Raw genomic sequence first — 23357 nt, 5'->3', positions numbered from 1 at the left:
GCACGGGATTCTTACCCGCGTCGGTCGCCCGAAAGGCGAATTCACGCGACCGAAAAGGGCAAGCGAGGGGGCTGAACGGCGCACGCCGAAAGGAGTAGTTCAGCTCGGGTTCTTTTCCAGGTATTCCGCCCAGACCTTCTTCGGAACGCACATTCGCCACGAGTCGACGATCAGCTCTCGTAACTCTTCGTAATCGATCGCGGACAGCCGGACGCGGACCCACTGATAGCGCATATCCGACGGAATCGGCATCATGAACTTCTCCGGCTCGCCCGCCACGAGCGCTTCCCGCTCCTCTTTGGGATAGCCGAATCCCATCACGGTTTCGTCCGGTGAGAGCGAAAGAAAGACGATTCGCCCCACGCGGAACTTCGCCCGGTCACGGACCAGTGCCTCATAGGCACGAGGCAGGTCCGAAACGATCCGTCTGACGTCATCACCGGTTACCATTTTTCCACCATTCTCCGCTGTCTGTTCCCCAGTCACCCGTGGCGCCCATGGTGAAGGCGACGTAAAGGTATTCGTCGAGGATCTTCGCCAGCGACACGGGCCTGCCCACCAGTGCGGGGATTTCCGCTCCGTCGTCCCCCGCCTCGGCGATCACCGCGGCGGCCCACGCGCGGCCGAGGCGCAGGTGCGCGCCGAACGCGGCGCCGTCACGGGCGCCGTGGAGGGCGGCCGCGATGGCGGCGTCCCACGGCATGATCGTGTTGGGCCGCAACGCATACAGCGCCTTGGCCGCGGCGGTCGGGCCCAGCGTACGCCTGGTCCGTCCCGTCGAGACGACGACACTCGAGAGGTCCGCATAGGCCTTCGCGGCGGTGTCGATCTCCGTGTCGGTCAAGCCGGCCAGGTCGGCCGACGGGAGCGTGGTCCCCCAGGTCTCCCACCAGGCCCGGACGCCGTCGTCGAAGGGAGCGGGTTCGCCGTCCCGCGGGTACCGGATACGGCATCCCCACGAGTTCAGCCAGCGAAGAAGAATTGTGCGATGCGCGGGCTGTGACAGGTCGATCGCGGAGTGCGTTTCTTCGAGCAGCCGAAGCCAAGAAGCGTCCACATTCACGAAGCCGTTGAACACTTCGGCGGCCCGGCGGAGTTCGGCGAGCGGGGGCAGGGGGCAGACATGAGCGAACCCTATCCGGTGCCACCAAGGGGGTGAATTTCCGCGTCCAACTATTGGACTTTGTACATTGAGTCACCTATTTGTATCTGCTGCATCCTTCATTGGTCCTTTAGGGTTGTGGTCAGGAAGGTCACAAGGATGGCGGTCACGCAGCGCGATTGCGTTACCCCATCCAGGGGAGGGAGAGGGCATGGGCAGACCCGAGCGACCGTTGGACGGCTCCACTGGTCCGATCGCCGCATTCGCTCACGATCTGCGCGTTTTGAGGAACCGGGCGGGAAACCCGAGTTACCGGGAACTCGCCAGGACCGCACTGTTCGCACCTTCCGTGCTGTCCAGCGCGGCGAGCGGCCATCGCTTGCCGACGCTCGCCGTGACGTTGGCGTTCGTCTCCGCGTGCGGTGGGGACCGTGCGGTGTGGGAACGGCGCTGGCGCAGTGTCGCCGGACAGCCGGGGACCGGCGCCGAGACACGGGAAGACCGCGCGGCCGACACTCCACCGGACGGCGCGCACACGACGGCATCCGGCGTCATCCGCCTCGCCCGTCCGGCGCAACTGCCGATGGCGTCGAGGACTTTCGTCGGCAGGGAAAGGGATCTGGCCGACGCCGCCGAGATGATCGGCGCGAGCGGGCCGGTCAAGGTGCCGTTGCTCGTCAGCGGCGCGATCGGGGTGGGAAAGACGGCTTTCGCCCTGCGGCTGGCGGAAGAGGTGGCGGCGGACTTCCCGGACGGGCAGCTCTACGCCGACCTGGGGGACAGCGGCTCCGGCGGCCGGTCGGCCAATGGGATCGTGCGCGGCTTCCTGCGCGCGCTCGGTGTGCCGGCGCATCTCGTGCCCGACGATCCGATGCAGCGGATCGGGCTGTACCGGTCCCTGCTGGCGGAACGCAGGTTGTTCGTGCTCCTGACGGGCGTCCGGGACGAGGGGCAGGTGCGGCCGCTGCTCGGCCAGGCCCCGCACAGCCAGGTCGTGGTCACCAGCCGCGCCCGGCTGCTCGGTTTGGAGGACACGAACCGCATCGAGCTCGATACGTTCTCCCGCAAGGAATCACTGGCCTTGATCGGCCGGATCGCCGGGCCGGGCCGGGTGCGGGCGGAACACGACGCCACCGACACGATCGCCGAACTGTGCGGGGATCTTCCGCTGGCGGTCAACATCGTCGGCCGCAAGATCGCCGCGCGCCCGGAATGGGCGATCGCCTACACCGCGGGCCAGCTCGCCGATCGCGAACGGCTCATGGACAGTCTCTGTGTCGGCGACGTCAACGTGCGAGACCGGTTCTCCGCCGCGTACGAGCATCTGTCGCCCACCGAACGGGAAGCCGTCCAGCACTTCGGGCAGAGCGGCGCGGGCTGGACGACGTCGATCGGCGTCGCCGCCGCGATGGGCATCATGATCGAGACCGCCGACGAACTCCTCGAATCCGTGGTGGACGCCGGACTTCTCCAGCGTGCCAACGTCGCCGGGCGGTACGCGGTCTCCCGGTTGGTCAGCGCGTTCGCCGCCGAACGGCGACGGGAACCGGGGCCGCTGGCGGCCGCCGTCCCGATGGCGGGCCGCAGGACACGCAAGAACGCGTTCGAATCGCTGCGTCACGAGGCGGTGCGCACCCTGCCGGGCGGCTCGTCCGAAGGTTGATTGTTCTCCCCGCGCGGCGCTTCCGGTCAACGGGCCGCGCGGCTTGAATGAGTCGACGAATGAAGGCGAGCGAAATTCGGTGACACAATGCTGATTCTGTCGATGAAAGAGGGTCACGATGGCGGGATCGTGGCGATCGAGGACGGCAAGCTGCTGTTCGCGCTGGAGTCGGAAAAGGACAACTACCCGCGCTACGACCGGATCACCGGCGAGCTGATGGCGCGCGCGGCGGGCATGCTCGACAAGCAGCCCGACGTGGTCGCGCTCGGCGGCTGGGTCAAGGGGGAGTTCTCGGTGGAACCGCCGTCCCGCACCGGATACTTCGGTGTCGGCGAAGGCGCGATCTCCGACGAGGCGGGCAAGTTCTTCGGCAAGGACGTGCGGTACTTCTCCTCGACCCACGAGCGCTCGCATATCTACACCTCCCTCGGGATGGCCCCCGCGGCACCCGGCCAGGCGTACTACTCCCTGGTGTGGGAAGGGAACATCGGTGACTTCTACCGGATCGACGAGCGCGGCGAGGCCACGCACCTGCAGCACGTCCTGACCGACCCGGGCGCGAAGTACGCGTATCTCTTCGCGCTGGCCGACCCGGGTTTCCCGCTGGGCAAGGGGAAATTCCGGTTCAACGACGCCGGCAAGCAGATGGCGCTGACCGGGTTCGCCGAGCCGGGCCCGCTCACGCCGGACGAGCAGAAGACCATCGACTTCATCCTCGACCGCGACGGCATCATCCTCGGTCTGTCCAAAGAGGAGATGTCCTGGTCCCATCTGTACAACGCCGGTGTGTGGTCGCAGGAATACCGCAACGCGGCGGCGAAGCACTCGCAGGCCATCTTCAACCGGTTCTACGACTACGCCGAGAAGAACCTGACCGAAGGCCTGCCGCTGCTGATCTCCGGTGGCTGCGGCCTGAACTGCGACTGGAACCGCTTGTGGCGGGAGAGCGGCCTGTTCTCGTCGGTGTTCGTGCCGCCGTGCCCCAACGACAGTGGTTCCGCGCTGGGCACGGCCATCGACGCGCAATGGTTCTACACCGGGCAGGCGACCATCGAATGGGACGTCTACGCGGGGGAGAACTTCGTCGAGGACGTCGTCCCGGATCCCGCCAAGTACGAGACGCGGCCGCTCGTGGCGAGCGAGGTCGCGAAGTACCTCAAGGACGGCAACATCATCGGCTGGGCGCGCGGCCGGTACGAGATGGGCCCGCGGGCGCTGGGAAACCGGTCGATCCTGGCCGCGCCGTTCACCGTGGACACCACCGTGCGGCTCAACAAGATCAAGCGCCGCGAGGACTACCGCCCGATCGCGCCGATCGCGCTGGAATCCGACGCCCCCAAGTGGTTCGTCGGCTCGGTGGAAGACCCGTACATGCTGTACTTCAACCACGTCACCTCCGACGAGCTGAAGGCCATCACGCATGTCGACGGTACCGCGCGCACCCAGACGGTGACGCGGGAGCGCAACGCCGGCATCACCGACCTGCTCGAGGCGTTCCGCGAGCAGACCGGGTTCAGCGTGCTGTGCAACACGTCGCTGAACAACAACGGGCGCGGTTTCCTCAACCGCACCAGCGATCTCATCGAGTACGGGGAGACTTACGGCCTCGACGGCTACGTCATCAACGACACGTTCGTGACCCCGCGCGCTTCCTGAGAAACCTTGCCCGACGGGGGTAAGGCCCGGATGCCACCACCCAGCAGTGGCATCCGGGTACCTCGTGCTGCCCGAACGAAGTCTCGCCCGGAGGGGGAAGACCATGCGAGTCGTGTTCGCGGGCGGTGGCGTCATCGCGCTGCTGACCGCGCTGGAATGCGTGTCCGCCGGGCACGAAGTGGTGATCGCCGACCAGGCGGACATCCCGTTCTCCGGCGCGACCTCGTTCGACCGGCACCGCGTGCTGCGCGCGTTGCATACCGGCGACCCGGCCACCACAGCGGCCGCCGTCGGCGCGCATCACGCGTGGATCGAACTCGAAAACCGGCTGTCCACGTCGTTCTACGAACAGGTCGGAGCGCTCACCGCGCTTCCGGCGCCCGAGGCAGCGCGGGATCTCTTGACGGCGGCCGGATCGAAGGCCGAAGTCCTCGGCGCGGACGAACTCGCCGTGGAATTCCCGCACGCCGGGTTCGTCTCGGGGACGGACGCGGTCTTCGAGTCGCAGGCCGGGGTCCTGCTCGCCGATCGTGTCCTGACCGCGTGCGCCACCCGGTTGCGGTGGCACGCGAACGCGGAACTCCATCCGCATCGCAAGGTGACCGGGATCGACGCCGACCGGGCCGAGGTCCGGTTGGCAGACGGCGAGACCCTCCGCGGTGACGCCGTCCTGGTGGCGGCGGGCCCCTGGTCGCGCGAGCTGCTGGCCCCCGCGCTGTCCCGGGAACTCGTGCTGCACCGGCAGACGATGCTCTACTGCGACGTCCCGCCCACCGACGCCGCCGCGTGGGCCGCGACCCCGGCGATCACGTCGCTCGGCTCGGACGGGGGCGCGTGGCTGGTGCCGCCCGTCGCCGGGACGCCGTTGAAGCTCAGCGCCGCGAGCGCGTGCCGCGTCGTCGACGAGATCGGCGGCGCCACGGTGCCCTCGTGGTGGCGTGAGCACCTGATCGACACGTTCGCCACGCTGATCCCGGGGTTCCGCCGGGACTGGCTGGTCGACACCCGGGACTGTCACTACCTGGCCCGGCGCTCCACCCTCGGCCCGATGCTCGCCGTCCTCGGCGACCGGGTGCTGACCTACGCGGCGTGCGGCGGCTCGTCGTTCAAGTTCGCCCCGCTGATCGCCCGGTCCCTCGCCGCGCGCCTGACCGGCGCCGGCCCGGTCCCGACCGGGCTCGAACCGCTCGACCGGCCGCTCGTGCGAGCGGGCGGTGTCCACCCGATCCGTCCTGCCCTGCGAGGTGTGTCGTGAAACTGCTCGCGCTGGAAGCCAGCCAGAACTCCTACTACTACCTGCCCCGGTATCAGCAGATCGAGGACTTCGGCGGGGTGCTGTACGTGCTCAACGGGATCGGGACCGAGGATCTCTGGCCGTCCGAGCGCTACCGGATCGCCGGCAGCAACCACATCGACGACCTGATCCGGCACGCGAAGGCCTGGCACGCGGAGGAATCCTTCGACGGTGTGCTCACCTTTTCCGAGTCCGGCGTGGTCCTGGTCGCCGCGGTGGCCGAAGCGCTCGGCCTGCCCGGAATCGGCGTGGACGCGGCGCGGACCAGCCGGAACAAGCTGATCATGCGGCAGGCGCACGAAAAGGGCGGTGCCGCGCATCCGGACTTCCGGTTCGTCGAAGACCTCGATTCGGCCCTTCAAGCGGCCGAGGACTTCGGCTATCCGGTGATCCTCAAGCCGACCCTCGGCGCGGCCAGCAACTTCGTCTTCCGGGTGGACGACGAAGAGAAGATGAGGGAGCGGTACGCACAGGCGCGCGAAGGCATCGACGGGATGTCCTGGTACAACATGGAGGCCGAAGGGCTGGATCTCGGCCCGCACGGCCTGCTCGTCGAGTCCTTTCTGGACGGTCACGAGCATCTCATCGAAGCGGTGGCCTGGGACGACGAGGTCTACCTAGGGTCCATTGTGGACAGGGTGACGTCGGAGGGGGAGACCTTCGACGACGACGTGCACCACGCGCCCACGTCGCTCACCGCCGGGCAGGTGGCCGAAGTCCACGCGGTGGTCGCCGCCGGAGTGCGGGCGCAGGGGCTCACGCGGGGCGCGCTGCACGCCGAAGTCCGGTTCCACCAGGGCAAACCGTTCCTGCTGGAGATCGCCGTCCGGCCCGGCGGCGGGGGACTCGACCATATGGCGCGGCTTTCGGCCGGATACGACCCGATCAAGGGACTCATGGACGTCTCCCGCGGCGTGCGGCCGGACGTCCGGCACTTCAGCCCGACCGGGCTGCACACCGCCGCGATGTGCCTGATCTGCCCCGGCGGCGTGATCGCCTCGATCGACGTCCCGCCCGCGGTGAACGAATCGGACTCCTTGTACTACCTCAAGATCTTCGCCAAACCGGGTGATTTGATCAAGCGTCCGCCGCTCGGCAACAACATCTTCGGCGGCATCGGCGCGCTGGGAGCGTCCTTCGACGAAGCCATGCGCAACGCGAACGACCTGGCCGGGAAGATCGAGGTCAAACTCTCCGAAACCCAGAAACAGCACTGAATTCCGCGTGGAGGAAGCGTGTCACGGACTGCCACCCAACGGCACTACCTGATGGTCAGACCGACGTACTTCGACGTCGAGTACTCGATCAATCCCTGGATGGACCCGAAGAAACCGACGGACACCGAGCTGGCCATCGCCCAGTGGGAATGGCTGCGCGATCTGTACGTCGATCTGGGCCATCGTGTCGAGCTGCTCGATCCGCTGCCCGGACTGCCCGACATGGTGTTCGCGGCCAACGGCGCCACCGTGGTCGACGGGCAGGTGCTCGTCGCGCGCTTCCATCACGTGCAACGCGCCGGCGAATCCGTCGCGTACCTGAAATGGTTCCGGGACAACGGATATCGCTACGTGCGGCAGGCGCAGTGGGTCAACGAGGGGGAGGGCGACTACCTCGTCGCCGGGAAGACGATCCTCGCCGGGACCGGGTTCCGCACGAACCCGGAGGCGCACAACGAATCGCGCGAGTTCTTCGGCCGTCCGGTGACCAGGCTGACGCTGATCGACCCGCGGTACTACCACCTCGACACCGCGCTCGCCGTCCTCGACGAGGACACCGTCATGTACTACCCGGGCGCGTTCTCCGAGGAAAGCCTTCTGCTGCTGAAGGAGCTGTATCCCGACGCGATCCTGGCCTCCGAGAGCGACGCCGCCGTGTTCGGGCTCAACGCCGTTTCCGACGGCAAGCACGTCGTGCTCCCGCAGGCGGCCACCGAGCTGACCGCGCGGCTGCGGGAACACGGCTTCGAACCGATCGGTGCCGACCTGTCCGAATTGCTGAAGGCGGGCGGCAGCGTCAAGTGCTGCACGCTGGAACTGCGTGCCGGTTAGGGAGAGAACTCGATGGATTCGGCTGTGCGGGACCGGGGCGGGCGCACCACGCTGCGCCGGATCGTCGTCGGGACGGCGTTGATCGCGGTTCCGGCGGTGGTCGTCGTCGTGGTGCTCGGCCTGGGGTCGGCCTACGCGCCCGTCGCGAGCACGGGTGCCAAGGCCGCGGGCGGCGGGCCCGACACCTACGCGCGCCTGCTGGTCGCGCTGCCGGTGATCCTCGGCGCGTGCTACCTGGCGGGCGTCCTGGCCCGGCGGCTCGGCCAGCCCGCGGTGATCGGCGAGATCGTCGCCGGCATCCTGCTGGGGCCCTCGCTGTTCGGGCTCGTCTGGCCCGGCGCGTTCGGCTGGCTGTTCCCCGGCGGGGTGGTCTCGGCGATCAACATCCTTTCGCAGCTGGGCCTGATCTTCTTCATGTACCTGGTCGGTTCGGAGATCGATCTCGGCGCGGTGCGGAGGCGCGGGTTCACCGCGGTGACGGTCAGCCAGGTCAGCATCGCGCTGCCGATGGTCTGCGGCATCGTGCTCGCGCTCGGCATGTACCCGACCTTCGGCGGTGACGTCGGCTTCCTCGCTTTCGGGCTGTTCATCGCGGTCTCCATGAGCGTGACGGCGTTCCCGGTGCTGGCGCGGATCCTGACCGACCGCGGCCTGTCGAAGACGCCACTGGGGGCGCTGGCGCTCACGTGTGCCGCCGTCGACGACGTCGCCGCGTGGTGCCTCCTGGCCGTCGTGGTCGCCGTCAGTCAGGGCGGGTCACCGTCGGAGGTGTTCCTGACCGTCGGGCTGACCCTGGTGTTCGTCGTGGTGATGCTCTACGTCGTCCGGCCGCTGCTCGCGAAGGCGCTCGCCCGCGTGCCGGAGTCCGCGGTGCTCGCGATCCTGCTCGGCGGGATCATGCTGTCGGCGCTGGCCACCAACGAGATCGGCATCCACGCGATCTTCGGCGCCTTCCTCTTCGGGGTGATCGCGCCGAGGAACGATCCGGTCGTCGCCCGCGCGGCCGGGAAGCTCGGCAGTGTCACTCTGACGCTGCTGCTGCCGCTGTTCTTCGCCTACACCGGGCTGCACACCGAGTTCGGCCTGCTCGGCTCCGGCTCGCTGTGGCTGTGGACCGTGGTGATCACGGCGGTGGCGGTGTTCGGGAAATGGGTGGGCAGCACCACGGCAGCCCGGCTGACCGGGGTCGGCTGGCGCGAATCGCTGTCGCTCGGGGCGCTCATGAACTGCCGGGGGCTGACGGAACTGGTGGTGCTCAACGTCGGCCTCCAACTGAAGGTGATCAGCCCGGCGGTGTTCGCGATGCTCGTGATCATGACGCTCGTGTCGACGATCGCGACCGCCCCCGCACTCAGTCTCATCGCCAAGTTCAAGACGAGACCGCCGGTCCAGCGGCGGCGGAAAGTGGATAGGACACCATGACCAGCAAGGAAACCCTAATCAGCACCTTCGCCGAGGTCGTCCTCGACGACGAAGTCCGGGACACCATCGGGAGCGACCTGCGGTCCTTCCCGAATCCCGTCGACGACATCGACCGCTCGCTGGCGATGCTCCGCGTCGCGTTCTCGAAGCTGCCGATCGAGCAGCTGCAGACGATCCTGGACTTCGGCAGGCACGTCGACACCCCCGGCGTCGCGCTTGTGCGCAACCTGCCGGTGGACCCGGAACTGCCGGAGACGCCGATCGACGGCGAACCCAGCAAGGACAAGAAGACGTTCGTCGCCGAGACCGTCCTTTTGGGACTGAGCCAGCTGCTCGGCGAGCCCGTCGGGTTTACCACGGAGAAGAGCGGGCGGCTCGTGCACGACGTCGTCCCGGTGTCGGCGGGGGCGCGGAGCCAGACGAACCAGAGCTCGCACGTCTTCCTGAACTTCCACAACGACATCGTGCACGACGCCCTCGGCCGGTATGACGTGTCCAATCCGGACTTTCTGGTGCTGAACTGCGTCCGCCAGGACGGGAACAAGGAGGCCGTCACCTACTACGCCGACGGCAGGGACATCTCGGCCGCGCTGGATCCCGAGGTGCTCGACGTCCTCCGTCGCCCGCTCTTCCGGCTCAACGCGCCCGGCAGCTACGTGCGTGACGTGGCCATGGGGGCCGACGTGCTCTCCGACCTCGTGGCGGTCATCTCCGGGCCGGCGGAATCGCCGGAGGTGGCGATCTCGGCCAACGGTGTGGTGGGGGAGACCGTCGAGGCGGAACAGGCGCTGGAGGAGCTGCAGCGGGTCTGCCGCGAGGTCGCCCATCAGGTCAAGCTGGAGCCGGGGACGGCGCTGCTGATCAACAACCGGAAGGGCCTGCACGCGCGGTCGCAGTTCTTCGCGCGGCACAACGGGCGGGACCGGTGGCTGCAGCGCACGTACATCCGGCGCAGCCTGTGGACGATCCGGTACCGGGGGACGGCTGAGGACCGGCGGGTGCACTGAGCCTTCCTGCCCGCGGTCGCGGCGTGCCCGGATGGACGTCACGTGTGTCTGGACGGACGACACGCGTGATTGGACGGACGACACGCGTGATTGAGCGGACGACACGCCCTCGGCCCGGAGTCGTCGCGAGTCGTCCGTCTGGACACACGTGTCGTCCATCTGATCACGCGTGTCGTCCGTCCAATCACGCGAAACCGCGCATCGGCCGTGATGCGAAAGCCACTTTCGCAACCTTGAACGTTGCGAAAGTGGCTCTCGCAACGCTCGGCCGGGACCGGGACCGGGCATGTTCGAGAAAGCGGCCATTCGGGTAACCCTCTGCGAAAGCACCCGACGGGAGGGAAACCGATGGCAGACAAGTTACGGCCGCCGCAGCAGCAGGAACCGCCGGGCGTGACATCGAAAATGGACCCGCCGCCTCGCGACTCCATGGAGGATTACGAAGGCCGCGAGCTGCTGGCGGGCAAACGCGCGTTGATCACCGGCGGTGACTCCGGGATCGGCCGCGCGGTCGCCATCGCCTTCGCGAAGGAAGGCGCCGACGTGGCGATCGCCTACCTCAACGAGCACGAAGACGCGAAGTACACCGAGGAACGCGTACGCGCTGAAGGGCGCGAGTGCCTCCTCCTGCCGGGTGATCTCGCGGAGGCGGCGCAGTGCCGCGAGATCGTGAACCGGACCGTGAAGGACCTGGGCGGCCTGGACATCCTGGTCAACAACGTCGCCACGCAGTGGCCGGTCGACAGCCCCGAAGAGCTCACCGACGAGCAGTGGACCCACACGTTCGACGTGAACATCCACAGCTTCTTCCGGGTGACCAACGCCGCGTTGCCCCATCTGGGTGAGGGCTCGGTCATCATCAACACCGGCTCGGTGAACGGCCTGCGGGGCAACAAATCTTTGATCGACTACTCCGCGACCAAGGGCGCCGTGCACGCCTGGACCTACGCGATGGCGCAGGCACTGGCCGATCGCGGCGTCCGGATCAACTGCGTCGCGCCCGGTCCGGTGTGGACACCGCTGATCCCGTCGACCTTCCCGCCCGAGAAGGTGGAGAAGTTCGGCCTCCAGGTCCCGTTCGAGCGGGCGGCGCATCCCGACGACCTCGCGCCGTCGTACGTCTTCCTGGCGTCCAACCGGCTTTCGTCGTACTACAGCGGCGAGGTCATCGCCGCGCTGGGCGGCGAGACCACACCCGGCTGAGGCGCGCCACGGCGTCGACGACGGCTTCGGGCGCGAGGCGGTCCAGGCACGGATGGCCGGGCACGGGGCAGACCCGGGCCCGGCTGTCCTTGCAGGCCGCGTGCTGGTCGCCGAGCACTTCGGACGGCACACCGTAGGGCGCCCACCGGGACGCCGGCACGACGGGCGCGAACAGAGAGACCACCGGGGTCCCGACGGCGGCCGCGAGATGGGCGGGCCCGGTGTTCGGTGCCACCACGACGTCCGCGCCGGCGAGCACGGCCGCCAGTTCCGCCAGCCCCGTGCGGCCGCCGAGATCGAGCGCGTTTCCGGCCACGCGGCCGGTCAGCGCGCTTTCCGACGGCGAGCCGGTCACGACGACGCGGCGCCCGGCGGCTTGCAGCGCCCGCACGATGGCGGCCGAGCGTTCGGCGGACGGCTGCCTTGCCGGGACCGACGCGGCCGGGTGGACGACCACGTAGTCCTCGTCGCCGACCAGTTCCTCCACCGGCGGCAGAGGCCAGCGGACGGCGAGGCCGCCGTCGTCACCGGCCGGCAACGAGAAGCCCGCGTCCTCGGCCAGGGAAAGCATCCGGACCGGCTCCGGCGGATCACCCTCGACCCGGTGCCGCAGATCCAGCAGCGACCCGGGGTAGTCCTCGCTGATCGCGCCGATCCACGGCACGCCAGCCAGGCGCAGCAGCAGCGCCAGCGGGAGCGGGGACTGGTGGAACGACGTCAAGATCAAGGCCGCGTCGAAGGAGAACTCGCGCAAACGCCGGACGAGCGCGTCGGTGTCCTCCTGGGTGACCGGCGGCGGCTCGGGGTCGATCCACGGCGCGCACCAGGTGATGACCTCGTCGGCGCCGGGCAGTAGTTCGCCCGCGGCGCGGCCCCGCGGCCCGGTCAGCAGGACCACCCGGTCCGCCCCGGCCGCGACCGCGCGGACGCAGGGTCCGGCGAGCAGGACGTCGCCGAGGTTGTCCATCCTCGCGACCAGGACGTTCATCGAGTACCCGCGACGGCCAAGTGGACCGCTTCGGCGAGGTCTCGCGCGACGGTCGCCCGGCGACGGGCGCGGTCGATCTCCTCGGGCCGGGTCCGCGCGGTCGGGATGAGGATGCCGCGGGCGCCGGCCGCCAGGGCGGCGTCGACGTCGGCACCGGTGTCGCCGATGACCACACAGCGGCGGACGTCCACCCCGAGTGCCTCCGCGGCCTGACGCACCAGGCCCGGCGCGGGTTTGCGGCAGGCGCAGCCGTCACCGTCGTCGTGCACGCAGACCTGCCAGGTGCCGAACGGGCCGAGGACCTGTTCGACCCGGCCGTTCACGGCGGCCAGCCGGTCCGGCGTGATCAGCCCTTTCGCCACCCCGGACTGGTTGCTGACCACGCCGATCCTGATCCCCGCCGCCCGCAGGCCGTGCAGGAGTTCCTTGGCACCGGGCACGGGACGGACGCCGTCGGGATCGTCGAGGTAGGGCACGTCGACGATGAGGGTGTCGTCCCGGTCGAACAGCAGGGCCTGCGGCCGCCGGGCCAGGCGGTGCCGCAGCTCCCCGCGCAGCCGGTGATAGCAGGCCGCGGGCGGGATGAGGACGCTGGTCAGGAGCATCCGCGACACCTCGCCCGGGGTGAGCGGGCCCGGTGCGATCCGGCGCGCGGCGAACTCGGCGGTCAGTCCCGCCCACAGCCCCGCCGCGGCGGTGGCGGCCTTACGACGGCCCAATGCGAACAGTGCCGCGGCGCCGGCCGCGCTGACGGTGGCCAGCGCGTGCCGTTCGAGGCGACCGTGTCCGGCTCCGGTCTGCTGCCGCCACAGGACACCGTGCTTGTGCCGCATGAGCGCGTCGTCGGCGTTGCCCCGCTGCGCGCGGAGGCTGGCCAGCGGACCCGACCGTTTGGGGGGATGGACGGTGACGCGTTCACCCCGCGCGATGAGGTAGCCCGCCTTCGCCACCTGCAAGGCCAGATCCGAGTCCTCCCGGTAGGCGCGGGGGAAACGTTCGTCGAAGCCGCCGACCTCGGCGAGCACGGACCGGCGGTAGGCCATGTCGGCGGTGATCCACCTGGCCGTCTCCAGCCCGGCCGTTCCGCGTTCGTCGTCGGTCGGACGGCGGTCCGGCGGCAGCGGTACGACGAGCCGCGCCTGCGACGCCGCCGTCTCCGGCCCGAGGGGGACGAGGTCTTCGGCGAGTTTCCGCGGCCAGTCCGAGCCGATCACCACGTCGTCGTCGAGAAAGGCGATCCACTCGGTCTCCGCCCGCCGCCAGCCGGCGTTGCGGGCGGCGGCGGGACCGCGTCCGCCGGAGCGGACCACTTCGATTTCCGTACTGGACGGGGGAAGCCGCAGATCCTCGCCGCCGGGCCGGTCGTCGGCGACGACGATCCGCGCGGGCCGGGGCTCCCCGGCGGCTTCGATCCCGGCCAGGAGCGTGTGGAGATTCTCCCGGCCGGTCGTCGGGATCACGATCGTGTAGTCGAGGTCGCTCACCCTCTTCCGGTACCCGGGTGCCACGGCCGCAAACTCCGGGTCACGCGGGGATTGCGTCGGTCTTCCTCAGCCACGAGCGATGTTCGCCCAGTTGCGCGAGGAACGAGGCGAAGAAGCCGTCGGGCAGGGTCGCCTCGGCCGCCGTGGTCGTCACGACGCCCTGGTCGATCACGGTCTCGGTGTCGTCGGCCAGCTTCGACGTCACCCCCGCCCGGCGCAGCAGGTCCAACCCCGAGCCGAAGGCGGCCACCGGCTTGCCGTGCTTGTATGCCTCGGCGACGAAATGCACCGCGTACCCGTCGCGTTCGAGGATGTTGATCGCGCCCGGACCGCAGGGGACGGCGACGGCGTCGTAGAGCACCGAGGCCATGGTGTTGAGCTGCCGGTCCGGTCGCAGCGGGTCTCCTTCACCGCCGGGCCGGAGTTCGGCCTCGGTCGGTGCGAGGACCTCGGCGATCGCGCCCTGCTCGGTGAGCGCTTCGACCAGGCGTCGGACGCCGATCGTGTCCACCCCGTCGGCCGCGAGCACCGCGACCTTCCGGCTGGTCGGGGCGACGGACGGCTGGTTGAGCTGGGAAAGCGCGGGGGACGTGCGGTCGTGATGGGGTGTGGCCGGAGCGGCGGGCACACTCACGCCGATCCCCTCGGCGACCCGTGCCGCCAGGTCGTGGTCGACGTTGTTGAGCTCGGTGACGGTCCGCGCCCGGATCTCCCGGTCCTCGACTTTGCCGAGTTCGAACCGGAACGCGGCGACGATATGCTCGCGTTCGACCGAGGACATGCTGTTCCAGAACAGTGTCGCCTGGCTGTAGAAGTCCTTGAAGCTCTCGCTGCGCTCCCGGATCTTGTGGCCCGCCACGGCTTCGGTGTAGTGCCGGAAGACGCCGGAATCGGCGATCGCCGGGCAGCCGCCGCCGAGCGAGTTCGGGAAGTAGCTCGTCCGTCCTTTGTGGATGTTCTGCTGGCCGTGCCCGTCGCGCTGGTTAGTGTGCACCGGCGCGATCGGCCGGTTCACCGGGAGCTGCGAGAAGTTGGGGCCGCCGAGCCGGATCAGCTGCGTGTCGAGGTACGAGAAGTTCCGTGCCTGCAACAGCGGATCGTTGGTGAAGTCGATGCCCGGGACGATGTTCGCGGTGTGGAAGGCGATCTGCTCGGTCTCGGCGAAGAAGTCGTCGGGGTTGCGGTCGAGCACCATCCGCCCGACCGGCCGCACCGGTACCTGCTCCTCGGGGATGATCTTCGTGGCGTCCAGCAGGTCGAAGTCGAAGTCGTGCTCGGAGTCCTCGTCCACCAGCTGGACGCCGAGCTCCCATTCCGGGTACTGCCCGGACTCGATGGCGTCCCACAGGTCGCGCCGGTTGAAGTCGGGATCCTTGCCCGCGATCTTCTGGCATTCGTCCCAGATCAGGGAATGCGTGCCGAGCACGGGCTTCCAGTGGAACTTCACGAAGGTGCCCTTGCCCTCGGCGTTGACGAGCCGGAACGTGTGGACGCCGAAGCCCTGCATCATCCGGTAGCTGCGCGGCAGTGCGCGATCGGACATCAGCCAGAGCACCATGTGCAGGCTCTCCGGTTGCAGCGACACGAAGTCCCAGAAGGTGTCGTGCGCCGACTGCGCCTGCGGGATCTCGTTGTGCGGCTCGGGTTTGACCGCGTGCACGAAATCGGGGAACTTGATGCCGTCCTGGATGAAGAACACCGGCATGTTGTTGCCGACGAGGTCGTAATTGCCCTGGCGGGTGTAGAACTTCGTCGCGAAACCGCGGACGTCGCGGACGGTGTCGGCCGAGCCGCGTGATCCCGCGACGGTGGAGAACCGCACGAACACGGGGATCTTCTCGCCGCTGGTGAGGAATTCCGCGACCGTGTAGTCGGCGAGCGCGTCGTCGTAGGCCTCGAAGAAGCCGTAGGCGCCCGCGCCGCGCGCGTGCACGACCCGTTCGGGGATACGCTCGTGGTCGAAATGCGTGATCTTCTCGCGGGCGTGGAAGTCCTCCAGCAGCGTCGGCCCACGGGATCCCGCGGTCAGGGAATCGTTCGTGTGATCGACGCGGACACCCTGCTGCGTCGTCAGCACGGACTGCTCCGGATCCACCCGGCTTCCGCCCAGCTGTTCGTCCTTCGCGTCTTCTCGATGCTGTGCCACTGGTGTCGCCCCTTCGCGGTGGTGGTTTCCCTCGCGGCTACCCCGGCACTGTTTCGGCGAAACGACACCGGGTAACCGGCGCGCAGGAAACTTCGAGGAGGTGCGAATGACGACGGTGGACCGGCCTGCCGTGCTGGAGATCCGCGACCCCGCCGACGACAGGCTCGTCGGCAGCGTGAAGGCGGCGACCCCCGATGGTGTCGAAACGGCCATCGCCACGGCGAAGAGGCGGGCTCCGGGCTGGGCCGCCACGCCGGCGGCCGAACGCGGGGTAGCGCTGAAGGACGCGGCCAGGTCGCTCCGGGAGCGGGCGGGCGAACTCGCCGTCCTCATCGAGAGCGAGACCGGCAAGCCCCGCGACGAGGCCGAAGAAGGTGTCCTCGCCGGAGCCGGGACCTTGGAGCAGTACGCCGAACTGGGGCCGGTGCACCGTGGACGGTCCTTGCTGGGCGATCCGTCGGCCACCGACCTGATGGTGCCGGAACCCCGGGGCGTGGTCGTCGCGCTGACGCCGTGGAACGACCCCGTCGCGGTGGCCTGCGGGCTGCTGGGAGCCGCGGTGGTCACGGGGAACACGGTGGTGCACAAGCCGAGTGAACGCTGCCCGCACACCGGCGCCTGGCTGGGGAACGTGCTGTCGGAGGCGCTTCCCGAGGGAGTGCTGCAGACCGTGCAGGGTGACGGGAGCGTCGGTGCCGAACTAGCGGCCCACGCGGACGTCGACGTCGTCGCGCACGTCGGCAGCACCGTCGCGGGTCGTTCGATCGCGGCGAGCGCGGCGAAGACCGGCGCCAAGGCGCTGCTGGAGAACGGCGGCAACGATCCGCTCGTCGTCGACGCCGGCGTGGATCCCGTCTGGGCGGCCGGTCAGGCGGCGACCGGGGCCTTCGCCAACTCGGGACAGATCTGTGTCTCGGTCGAACGGATCCTGGTGCACCAGGACGTCGCGGAGGCCTTTCTCACCGCGCTGGTCGCCGAGGCGGGCCACCGTGAGCTGGCCCCGCTCGTCGACCGGCGTCACCGCGAAGGGGTCCACGCCCAGGTCGCGGAAGCGATCGCGCAGGGTGCCGACCCGCTGGTCGGCGGCGTCGTGCCGGACGGTCCCGGTGCCTTCTACCCGGCGACCGTCCTCACCGGCTGTACCTCCGGGATGCGGATCCTCCGCGAGGAAACGTTCGGCCCGGTGGCGCCGGTGACCGTGGTCGCGGACTTCGAGCAGGCACTCGGGCAGGCGGCCGATGGCGAGTACGGGCTCGCCGCCACGGTGCTGACCTCCTCGATGGCGCACGCGCAGCGGGCCTGGCGCGAACTCCCGGTCGGGACCGTGAAGATCAACAACGTCTTCGGCGGCGCGCCCGGCGGAGCCGCCCATCCGCGGGGTGCCAGCGGCAGCGGCTACGGCTACGGGCCCGAACTGCTCGACGAGATGACGCAGACGAAGGTCGTCCACCTGGCACCCCCGGGGCCGTGATGCGCTGGACGGCACCGTTCGCCTGGACCGCCCGGGCGTTCCGGGTTCCGGGGGAGGAGCGCCGGAGTCTCATCCAGACCACGAAGGCCGCGGCCGCGGCGGTGATCGCGTGGATCGTCGCGACGGCGGTGCTGCGGCTGCCGCAACCCTTCCTCGCTCCTTACGCGGCGGTGTTCCTGGTGCAGGCCACCGTCTACCGCTCCCTGCGCGGCTGGGCGCAGCAGGTCGGCGCGGTCAGCGTGGGGGTGCTGCTCGCGGCGGGGGCCGGTCAGCTCATCCCGTCGGTGACGGTGGCGCTCGGGCTGGTCATCTTCGTCGGACTGCTCATCGGCTCGTGGCGGGGTTTCGGCGATTCGGGAGTGTGGGTCGGGATCACCGGCATGCTGCTGATCTCCTACGGCAACGCGACCGAACCCGTCCTGCTCGCCGACCGGCTGCTGGAAACGGCGCTGGGCGCGGCGATCGGCGCGGTCCTCAACGCGGTGATCCTGCCCCCGCTGCACGGCCAGCGTCTGCGGGAGGCGACTTCCCGGCTGGCCGAGGCGATCGCCGACGTCCTCGACGAGACCGCGGAACTGGTCCGCGGTGGCGAGTCGGCCGATGGCCTCGACGGCCGCCTGCAGGACGTCCGCAGCCTGGCCGCGGAGGCGGAGGACGCGATCGGCTGGACCCGCGAGGGCCGGTATCTGAACCTGCGCGGACGGCGTGAGACCCCGGAGGAACCGCTGGCGAACCTCATTTCCCTGTGGCAGCCGCTCGCCCAGCTGATCGACGCCGTGAGCGAGGCCGCCCGGAGCGATCAGCCGTTCCGGCATCCCGGCGAGCACGCGCGCGGGGTGGTCGGCGACCTGCTCGAAGCACTCGCCGAGGTGGCCCGTTCGGGTGACCCGGACAAACTCGACCGGTGCCGCAGGTTGCTCGACGAGATCGACCACCTGCTCGTGGCGCCCACCGACGAGGTCACCACGTCGATCGGATTGGGGGCGATGGCGCTGCCCGCCCGCCGTCTCGTCCAGCGGCTCCGCGCTGATTAAGCCGGGGCGGCGGCGGGTAACCGTACCCATGAACAGCAGCGGCAAGCGGATCGTGGTCACCGGCGCCACCGGCAACGTCGGGACGGCGGTGGTGCGCGCGCTGGGTTCGGACCCCGAGGTCGGTTCGATCGTCGGGCTGGCGAGGCGCCCCAGCCGCTGGGAGAGCCCGAAGACCGAGTTCGTCACCGCCGACGTCGCGCGCGACGACCTCCGGGCCGTGTTCGACGGTGCCGACGTGGTGATCCACCTGGCCTGGCTGTTCCAGCCCACGCACCGGCCCGAGGTCACCTGGCGGGCCAACGTGCTGGGTTCGATCCGGGTGTTCGAGGCCGCGCAGGCGATGCGCGTGCCGTCACTGGTCTACGCCTCGTCGATCGGGGCGTACTCGCCGCGGGACGACGACCACCCGGTGACCGAGGACTGGCCGACCCACGGCTCGCCCAAGGCGGCGTACACCCGGGAAAAAGCTTATGTGGAAAGGGTTCTCGAAGCGTTCGACCGGAGCCATCCACGGCTGCGGGTGGTGCGGGTACGGCCGGGATTCCTCTTCCAGAAGGCCGCGGCACCCGAACAGCGCCGCCTTTTCGGTGGCCCGTTCGTGCCCGGCAAGCTCGTCCGGCCCTCGCTCGTGCCGATCCTGCCGGACATCCCGCAACTGAGGATCCAGACCGCGCACACCGAAGACGTGGCCGACGCCTACCGTCGTTGCGCGCTCCAGGACGTCAAGGGCGCCTTCAACATCGCCGCCGAGCCGGTGCTGGACACCCGCGCGCTGGCCCGGATCTTCGGTGCCAAACCGGTGAAGGTCCCGGCCTCCTTGGTCCGGCGCGCCCTCGCCGCGGCTTGGTCGCTGCACCTGATCCCGGCCACTCCGGGGCTGTTCGACGCCGTGCTGCATCTCCCGGTGATGGACTGCACGCGCGCCAGGGAAGAGCTGGGCTGGACGCCGCGATACTCGTCGGAGGACGCGATCGAAGCGTTCCTCAAGGGATTGCGGGAAGGCGACGGACTTCCGACCGAACCGCTGAAACCGGACGTCGGCAGGTGGCACGAGCTGGCCACCGGGGTGGGGGAGCGACCGTGAACGAGAAGGAACTGCTGCACACGCTGACCAAGGTCGTGTCCACTTTGGACGGAACATCGGTGCGGTTCGCCGTCGCGGGCGGCCTCGCCGTGTACGCGCGGGGCGGCCCGCCGTCCGACCACGACGTCGACCTCTTCCTCAAACACGAGGACATCGAGGAAGCGGCGGAAGCGCTGGAAGCCGCAGGGCTGAGACGGGTGCATCCGCCGGAGGACTGGCTCACCAAGGTCTACGACGGCGACTGCCTCGTCGACCTCATCTTCCGGCCCAACCACCGGCCGGTCACCGACGAGATGCTCGACCGCGCTTCGCTGATGCGGGTCGGGGCGACCGCCGCCCCCGTGCTGAACGGGACCGACCTGCTCGTCGACAAGACGCTCGTGCTCAGCCCGCACCGTTGCGATTTCGGCCCGCTGCTGCGGATCGCCCGTGACCTCCGCGAGCAGGTCGACTGGCACCGCGTGGCCGAGGAGACCGCCGAATCGCCGTACGCCTGGTCGTTCCTGACCCTGCTCGCGGCACTGTCCATCATCGACGGAAAGGAGCTTCCGATGCCTCAGGAAGCGCCCCAGTACCTGGTCGCCAGGCTGACCAAGGCGCTGGCGGAGGATCCGAGGACCGCCGAACTCGGCGTGCACGTCACCGTGCGCGGCGACCAGGTCCGGCTCAGCGGTGAGGTGCCGTGCGCCAACCGCAAGGCCGACATCGAGGCGGTCGTCTGCGAACACATCGCGGCCGAACTGGTGCACGACGACATCCGGACGGCCGACGTCCGCGAGCCGTCGCACGCCGAGGAGATCCGGTGATCCGGGTCGCCGCGGTCGGGGACGTCCACCTCGGGGAGGACAACCGAGGCCTGCTGCGGCCGGCACTGGACAACATCGCCGAACACGCCGAGGTGCTGCTGCTCGCGGGCGACCTCACCCGGCACGGCAGCGTCGAAGAGGCCAGGGTGGTCGCCGACGAGTTCGCCGGGCTCGACGTCCCCGTGGTCGCGGTGCTCGGCAACCACGACTACCACTCGGACCAGGCGGAAGCGGTCAGCGGCCTGCTGGAGGAAGCCGGGATCACCGTTCTGGAAGGCTCGGCCACCACCGTGGACCTGGACGGCGGGAGGCTCGGCGTCGCCGGCGTGAAAGGCTTCGGCGGCGGATTCGCGGGCAAATGCGCGAGCCGGTTCGGCGAACGCGAGATGAAGGATTTCGTCGAACACACCATGGCGGCCGCCAAGCGGCTGCGCACCGCGCTGGAGGGGCTCGAACACGAGGCGCCCGACGTGACCGTCGCGTTGACGCACTACTCGCCGATCCCCGGCACCCTGCACGGCGAACCGCCGGAGATCCACCCGTTCCTGGGCTCATACCTGCTGTGCGAGCCGATCGACGACGCGCAGGTGGCGCTCGCCGTGCACGGGCACGCGCACTACGGCAGCGAGCAAGGCGTCAGCCCGGGCGGGGTCCCCGTGCGCAACGTCGCCCAGCCGGTGATCCGGGCGGCGTACGCGACGTACGTTCTCGAACCCGCGAAGGTGCTGACATGAGGGATCGATTCCATGGCCAGCTGAGCGTTCTCGGCGAGTTGCTGTCGAGCATGTGCGGGATGGCTTGTGAAGAGCTGCGGCTCGCGAACCGGGTCTTCCTGGACGGGGACGTCGAAGCCGCCGCCGAACTCGCGGAGGTCGAGGCGAAGCTGAACGCGGCGCGGACCACGTGCGAGGACACCGCGCAGAAATTGCTCGCCCTGCAGGCGCCGGTCGCGCGCGACCTGCGGACCGTGCTCGCGGCGGTGTACTGCGCCGACCGGCTGGAGCGGATGGGCGACCTCGCCCAGCACATCGCCGACCAGGCCGCGCGGGCGCCGGAATTCGCCGTCCCGGACGCCGTCGCCGGCCGGTTCGGCGAGATGGCCGGGCTCGTCTGCTCGATGGCGGACGACCTCGGCGCGGCGATCGACGGGCCGACCGCGGAGGTCTTCCACTCGCTCGCCCGGTCCGATCAACGTGTCGACGCGCTGTACGAGGAGCTGATGACGCTGGTCACCGAGCCGGGCTGGCCCCACGGTGTCGCGCCGGCGATCTCGGTGGCGCTGCTGGCACGGTTCTACGAGCGGTTCGCGGACCAGGTGGTCTCCGTGGCGCGGCGGGTGGACTTCGCGCTCACGGGGGAGCTGCCCGAGTCTTCGGTGCGGGATGTGCACGCTTCGCTTTGAGGTCGCTTCAGTCAGCGCGTGAAGGCCTCCTTCCCTCGGCTCAGCCGAGGGAAGGAGGCCTTCACGCGCTACGGGTCCTGCTGGAGCAGCGTCGGTGGCTTTCGCAACCACTCATGCCTCCGACGCGAACTGGACCGGGTATGCGAGCTGCGTTGGCATGTCCTATGTCTACGTTTCATCTAACCTTATTTTCAATTCCAACGTCGTCAAGAGGGGCACCGACGGAATCTGCGGCACTTACGACGGCACCGGGACGGATTGCGGATATTCTTCAACCTTTGGCGATTGGTTCTGCGTCGGGGTCGGCCTCTGCAACGGGACATACGTTATGGACATGGGTATTACAATCAAGCTGCCGCCAGGCTACGAGTGGACATACTTCCCGGGATTCTGTAGCACTATCGGATCACGAGACCTTATCTGCGCCGTGGGAACCCAGCCGGTGGTCGTCCCAGCAATAAACCCCTGACAATATAGTTATATTTCGGAAGAAAGCGCGCACGGAGACGTTCAGGTCTTCGTGCGCGCTTTGTGTAGTTCACGAAGTCGTGAACTACGCTGCTATTTTTTGGGACTCCGCGGGGAGAGCGGCTCAGGATCACCTGCCGAGCCGGGGCCGGTCTCGAACCACACGGTGATGAACCCACCTACCGGTAGCCACGACCCAGGCGCGGGGTGCTGGCCGACGATTGGTCCACCGGTCCAGCCTGCCTGCTCGTCGGCTTGAGAACCGGGACCAGTCAATCCGAGTTCGTCACTGGCCAGACAGCGCCGAGCCTCGGCTGGTCCCAACCCGATCAGGTTCGGAACGCGGCTCATCAGCTCGGCATCACGGCCAGCTTGTGCGGTCCGCCGTCCGGTACTGCCCATGTCAATGACGATACCGCAATATTTGAGAGCAAAGGACGCAACTTGACAAGCAAACAACGCGCTGAAGCCGTCGGTCAGGCCATGCCGAATTCCGAAGAAAGACTGATAGTCAACTGGCCAAAAGGCAGTTCGTCCTGCCTCGCGCTGAGAATTTCCCACTCGAAGCCTTGGAGGCCGAGGAAGAGGGTAAGCATCTCACCGCCTTGAAGCTCATCCTCGGCGCGGATCAGTACTCCACCTGGCGCGGCCTAGCCACGACTGCGGCGGACGAGGAGGACTTCTCGGCCGTGGTGATGAAGGAGCCGGGCCGGGGAAACCCATAACGGTCGCCCTGCTCCTCGCCGACGAGGCGACCGCCGAAGCACTCGAAACCGACCTGCTGCGCTACGGAGTAGACCTGCTCGACCTCTACCGCGGCTTCCTCTCTTATCGGCGGGTCTGTGCGCTGGTCACGCACCTACCCGACGACGCGGCCGTCTGGCGGGTCCGCGATCCACACGGCGCGATGACCCGTGCCGAGCTGCTCTGGCTACGACCGAACGCCGGCTGACAGCACTGTGGGCAACCGTCGCTGTGGCCCTGGGCCAGGATGTCACGGATACCCAACTGGCCGGGCCGCTGGATACATGGGAACCACTGTCGAACGCCATCAACTCCCGCACGGAGAACGCGCCAGG

General features: G+C 69.0%; 20 protein-coding genes. 14 read left to right on the top strand and 6 right to left on the bottom strand.

The window, feature by feature from the left end:
- Positions 1 to 99: 99 nt before the first annotated feature.
- Both H4W30_RS24645 and H4W30_RS24640 read right to left on the bottom strand, forming a co-directional pair.
- Entirely contained in the window at positions 100 to 450 is a 351-nt protein-coding gene (locus H4W30_RS24645; RefSeq protein ID WP_192745033.1) for an MmcQ/YjbR family DNA-binding protein, read from the bottom strand.
- Positions 437 to 1078, bottom strand: a complete 642-nt coding sequence (locus H4W30_RS24640) for a hypothetical protein (RefSeq protein ID WP_192745032.1) — start codon at positions 1076 to 1078, stop codon at positions 437 to 439. Before H4W30_RS24640 ends, H4W30_RS24645 begins: the two co-directional genes overlap by 14 nt.
- Positions 1079 to 1313: 235 nt before the next feature.
- Here H4W30_RS24640 and H4W30_RS24635 point away from each other — a divergent pair, with 235 nt between their 5' ends.
- The 8 genes from H4W30_RS24635 (at position 1314) to H4W30_RS24600 (ending at position 11395) form a co-directional block, all read left to right on the top strand.
- The gene (locus H4W30_RS24635; RefSeq protein ID WP_192745031.1) at positions 1314 to 2765 is read left to right on the top strand and encodes an NB-ARC domain-containing protein; all 1452 of its coding nucleotides are present in this window, start codon (positions 1314 to 1316) and stop codon (positions 2763 to 2765) included.
- Between the two features lie 87 nt (positions 2766 to 2852).
- Positions 2853 to 4421 carry a carbamoyltransferase C-terminal domain-containing protein gene (locus H4W30_RS24630; protein ID WP_126730814.1) on the top strand — a complete coding sequence of 523 codons (1569 nt, stop codon included), beginning with the start codon at positions 2853 to 2855 and terminating at the stop codon, positions 4419 to 4421.
- A 103-nt stretch (positions 4422 to 4524) separates the two neighbouring features.
- Positions 4525 to 5676, top strand: coding sequence for an NAD(P)/FAD-dependent oxidoreductase (locus H4W30_RS24625; protein WP_192745030.1), 1152 nt, complete (start codon positions 4525 to 4527; stop codon positions 5674 to 5676).
- On the top strand, positions 5673 to 6932 hold the full coding sequence (locus H4W30_RS24620; protein ID WP_192745029.1) for an ATP-grasp domain-containing protein: 1260 nt from the start codon (positions 5673 to 5675) through the stop codon (positions 6930 to 6932). Before H4W30_RS24625 ends, H4W30_RS24620 begins: the two co-directional genes overlap by 4 nt.
- Positions 6933 to 6950: 18 nt before the next feature.
- The gene (gene ddaH, locus H4W30_RS24615; protein ID WP_192745028.1) at positions 6951 to 7763 is read left to right on the top strand and encodes a dimethylargininase; all 813 of its coding nucleotides are present in this window, start codon (positions 6951 to 6953) and stop codon (positions 7761 to 7763) included.
- A 12-nt stretch (positions 7764 to 7775) separates the two neighbouring features.
- Entirely contained in the window at positions 7776 to 9185 is a 1410-nt protein-coding gene (locus H4W30_RS24610; RefSeq protein WP_192745027.1) for a cation:proton antiporter domain-containing protein, read from the top strand.
- The gene (locus tag H4W30_RS24605; RefSeq protein ID WP_192745026.1) at positions 9182 to 10192 is read left to right on the top strand and encodes a TauD/TfdA family dioxygenase; all 1011 of its coding nucleotides are present in this window, start codon (positions 9182 to 9184) and stop codon (positions 10190 to 10192) included. The genes H4W30_RS24610 and H4W30_RS24605 overlap by 4 nt, the downstream gene beginning before the upstream one ends.
- Before the next feature lie 348 nt (positions 10193 to 10540).
- Positions 10541 to 11395: an SDR family oxidoreductase gene (locus tag H4W30_RS24600; RefSeq protein WP_192745025.1), complete on the top strand. Its 855-nt coding sequence runs from the start codon at positions 10541 to 10543 to the stop codon at positions 11393 to 11395.
- Here H4W30_RS24600 and H4W30_RS24595 read toward each other — a convergent pair.
- Genes H4W30_RS24595 through H4W30_RS24585 form a run of 3 tightly spaced genes read right to left on the bottom strand, consistent with a single transcriptional unit; the run spans position 11358 to position 16013 of the window.
- Positions 11358 to 12383, bottom strand: coding sequence for a glycosyltransferase family 9 protein (locus H4W30_RS24595; protein ID WP_192745024.1), 1026 nt, complete (start codon positions 12381 to 12383; stop codon positions 11358 to 11360). The genes H4W30_RS24600 and H4W30_RS24595 overlap by 38 nt on opposite strands.
- Positions 12380 to 13867, bottom strand: a complete 1488-nt coding sequence (locus H4W30_RS24590) for an HAD-IIIA family hydrolase (RefSeq protein WP_192745023.1) — start codon at positions 13865 to 13867, stop codon at positions 12380 to 12382. The genes H4W30_RS24595 and H4W30_RS24590 overlap by 4 nt, the downstream gene beginning before the upstream one ends.
- Before the next feature lie 40 nt (positions 13868 to 13907).
- Positions 13908 to 16013, bottom strand: coding sequence for a catalase (locus H4W30_RS24585; RefSeq protein WP_192745022.1), 2106 nt, complete (start codon positions 16011 to 16013; stop codon positions 13908 to 13910).
- A 106-nt stretch (positions 16014 to 16119) separates the two neighbouring features.
- On the opposite strand from H4W30_RS24585, the gene H4W30_RS24580 reads away from it, so the two are divergent.
- From H4W30_RS24580 to H4W30_RS24555, 6 genes are read left to right on the top strand one after another with little or no spacing between them, the layout of a single operon-like run.
- The gene (locus H4W30_RS24580) at positions 16120 to 17484 is read left to right on the top strand and encodes an aldehyde dehydrogenase family protein (RefSeq protein WP_192745021.1); all 1365 of its coding nucleotides are present in this window, start codon (positions 16120 to 16122) and stop codon (positions 17482 to 17484) included.
- Positions 17484 to 18518: an FUSC family protein gene (locus H4W30_RS24575; RefSeq protein ID WP_192745020.1), complete on the top strand. Its 1035-nt coding sequence runs from the start codon at positions 17484 to 17486 to the stop codon at positions 18516 to 18518. The genes H4W30_RS24580 and H4W30_RS24575 overlap by 1 nt, the downstream gene beginning before the upstream one ends.
- A gap of 28 nt (positions 18519 to 18546) precedes the next feature.
- Positions 18547 to 19602, top strand: coding sequence for an NAD-dependent epimerase/dehydratase family protein (locus H4W30_RS24570; RefSeq protein WP_192745019.1), 1056 nt, complete (start codon positions 18547 to 18549; stop codon positions 19600 to 19602).
- Complete coding sequence (locus H4W30_RS24565; RefSeq protein WP_126730837.1) at positions 19599 to 20408, top strand: nucleotidyltransferase family protein; 810 nt, start codon at positions 19599 to 19601, stop codon at positions 20406 to 20408. Before H4W30_RS24570 ends, H4W30_RS24565 begins: the two co-directional genes overlap by 4 nt.
- Positions 20405 to 21142: a metallophosphoesterase family protein gene (locus H4W30_RS24560; protein WP_192745018.1), complete on the top strand. Its 738-nt coding sequence runs from the start codon at positions 20405 to 20407 to the stop codon at positions 21140 to 21142. Before H4W30_RS24565 ends, H4W30_RS24560 begins: the two co-directional genes overlap by 4 nt.
- The gene (locus H4W30_RS24555) at positions 21139 to 21810 is read left to right on the top strand and encodes a phosphate signaling complex PhoU family protein (protein ID WP_192745017.1); all 672 of its coding nucleotides are present in this window, start codon (positions 21139 to 21141) and stop codon (positions 21808 to 21810) included. Before H4W30_RS24560 ends, H4W30_RS24555 begins: the two co-directional genes overlap by 4 nt.
- Before the next feature lie 561 nt (positions 21811 to 22371).
- Here H4W30_RS24555 and H4W30_RS44760 read toward each other — a convergent pair.
- On the bottom strand, positions 22372 to 22629 hold the full coding sequence (locus H4W30_RS44760; protein WP_225950201.1) for a PASTA domain-containing protein: 258 nt from the start codon (positions 22627 to 22629) through the stop codon (positions 22372 to 22374).
- Positions 22630 to 23357: the final 728 nt, after the last annotated feature.

This window comes from Amycolatopsis roodepoortensis, from assembly GCF_014873915.1.
Lineage (GTDB): Bacteria > Actinomycetota > Actinomycetes > Mycobacteriales > Pseudonocardiaceae > Amycolatopsis > Amycolatopsis roodepoortensis.
The sequence above is the reverse complement of the archived record's forward strand: the minus strand, read 5'-3'. Positions and strand labels throughout refer to the sequence as shown.

Excerpts from the sequence above, each read along its gene's own strand:
- H4W30_RS24570 (WP_192745019.1), top strand. The coding sequence starts at position 18,547 with ATGAACAGCAGCGGCAAGCGGATCGTGGTCACCGGCGCCACCGGCAAC.
- H4W30_RS24575 (WP_192745020.1), top strand. The coding sequence starts at position 17,484 with ATGCGCTGGACGGCACCGTTCGCCTGGACCGCCCGGGCGTTCCGGGTT.
- H4W30_RS24645 (WP_192745033.1), bottom strand. The coding sequence starts at position 450 with ATGGTAACCGGTGATGACGTCAGACGGATCGTTTCGGACCTGCCTCGT.
- H4W30_RS24595 (WP_192745024.1), bottom strand. The coding sequence starts at position 12,383 with ATGAACGTCCTGGTCGCGAGGATGGACAACCTCGGCGACGTCCTGCTC.
- H4W30_RS24610 (WP_192745027.1), top strand. The coding sequence starts at position 7,776 with ATGGATTCGGCTGTGCGGGACCGGGGCGGGCGCACCACGCTGCGCCGG.
- H4W30_RS24635 (WP_192745031.1), top strand. The coding sequence starts at position 1,314 with ATGGGCAGACCCGAGCGACCGTTGGACGGCTCCACTGGTCCGATCGCC.
- H4W30_RS24630 (WP_126730814.1), top strand. The coding sequence starts at position 2,853 with ATGCTGATTCTGTCGATGAAAGAGGGTCACGATGGCGGGATCGTGGCG.
- H4W30_RS24555 (WP_192745017.1), top strand. The coding sequence starts at position 21,139 with ATGAGGGATCGATTCCATGGCCAGCTGAGCGTTCTCGGCGAGTTGCTG.
- H4W30_RS24605 (WP_192745026.1), top strand. The coding sequence starts at position 9,182 with ATGACCAGCAAGGAAACCCTAATCAGCACCTTCGCCGAGGTCGTCCTC.
- H4W30_RS24600 (WP_192745025.1), top strand. The coding sequence starts at position 10,541 with ATGGCAGACAAGTTACGGCCGCCGCAGCAGCAGGAACCGCCGGGCGTG.
- H4W30_RS44760 (WP_225950201.1), bottom strand. The coding sequence starts at position 22,629 with ATGAGCCGCGTTCCGAACCTGATCGGGTTGGGACCAGCCGAGGCTCGG.
- H4W30_RS24580 (WP_192745021.1), top strand. The coding sequence starts at position 16,120 with ATGACGACGGTGGACCGGCCTGCCGTGCTGGAGATCCGCGACCCCGCC.
- H4W30_RS24625 (WP_192745030.1), top strand. The coding sequence starts at position 4,525 with ATGCGAGTCGTGTTCGCGGGCGGTGGCGTCATCGCGCTGCTGACCGCG.